The organism is Acinetobacter calcoaceticus (genome assembly GCF_016508255.1).
Lineage (GTDB): Bacteria > Pseudomonadota > Gammaproteobacteria > Pseudomonadales > Moraxellaceae > Acinetobacter > Acinetobacter calcoaceticus_E.
On the sequence record NZ_JADVKT010000018.1, the window covers coordinates 1 to 1,238 of the forward strand.

General features: G+C 46.3%; 2 protein-coding genes. Both read left to right on the forward strand.

Annotated elements, in window-relative coordinates; translation table 11 throughout:
- Positions 1-672: a 3-oxoacid CoA-transferase subunit A gene (locus I5515_RS17410; RefSeq protein ID WP_174745512.1), complete on the forward strand. Its 672-nt coding sequence runs from the start codon at positions 1-3 to the stop codon at positions 670-672.
- Positions 673-690: 18 nt separating this feature from the next.
- The coding region (locus I5515_RS17415) for a 3-oxoacid CoA-transferase subunit B (protein ID WP_199969021.1) at positions 691-1,238 on the forward strand (548 nt) is incomplete at its 3' end.

A 1,238-nucleotide genomic window follows, 5' to 3' on the forward strand; every position in this document is an offset into this window, starting at 1 on the left:
ATGATTGACAAAAGTAAGTCCTCTCTTAGCGAGGTACTATCGCAGATTAAAGATGGTGCAACCATTCTGATTGGTGGTTTTGGTACCGCAGGACAACCCGCTGAACTCATTGACGGACTAATTGAACTGGGGATTAAAGACCTGACTATTGTGAGTAACAATGCCGGTAATGGCGATTACGGTCTGGCTAAACTACTTAAAGCCGGTTCGGTTAAAAAAGTGATTTGCTCTTTCCCTCGTCAGTCAGACTCTTATGTGTTTGATGAATTGTACCGTGCCGGAAAGGTCGAGCTTGAAGTAGTACCGCAAGGTAATCTGGCTTGTCGTATTCAGGCCGCTGGTATGGGATTAGGTGCTGTGTTTACCCCAACTGGCTTTGGAACACTTTTAGCTGAAGGTAAAGAAACCCGCGAGATTGATGGTAAAGACTACGTACTCGAATATCCGATCAAAGCTGACTTTGCCTTGATTAAAGCATACAAGGGCGACCGCTGGGGCAATCTGGTTTACCGTAAATCTGCACGTAACTTTGGACCAATTATGGCCATGGCTGCTGATGTCACCATTGTTCAGGTTTCTGAAGTGGTTGAACTAGGTGGACTAGATCCGGAGCACATTATTACCCCAGGTATCTTTGTACAGCACGTTGTACAAGTACAGCCCGCACAATAAGCAATAAGGAGAAATAACATGAGCTACCAGAAACTCAGCCGTGACCAGATTGCAAAACGTGTGGCACAAGATATTCCAGACGGTGCCTATGTAAACCTTGGCATTGGCTTACCGACCAAGATTGCAAGTTACTTACCTAACGACAAAGATATTTTTCTTCATTCTGAAAATGGCCTGTTGGCATTTGGCCCACCACCAGCGGCAGGTGAAGAAGACCCTGAACTGATTAATGCGGGTAAAGAGTTTGTGACCATGCTCGAAGGTGGCAGCTTTTTCCACCATGGTGACTCATTTGCGATGATGCGTGGTGGACACCTTGATATTGCGGTACTTGGCGCATTTCAGGTTGCAGCGAATGGTGACTTGGCAAACTGGCACACGGGTGCACCGGATGCGATTCCTGCGGTAGGTGGTGCGATGGATTTGGCTGTAGGTGCTAAAAAAGTATTTATCACTACTGACCATGTGACCAAGCAAGGTGAACCTAAGATTGTGGCTGAGCTCACTTATCCAGTTACGGGTAAACACTGTGTCGACCGTATTTACACTGATCTTTGTGTGATTGA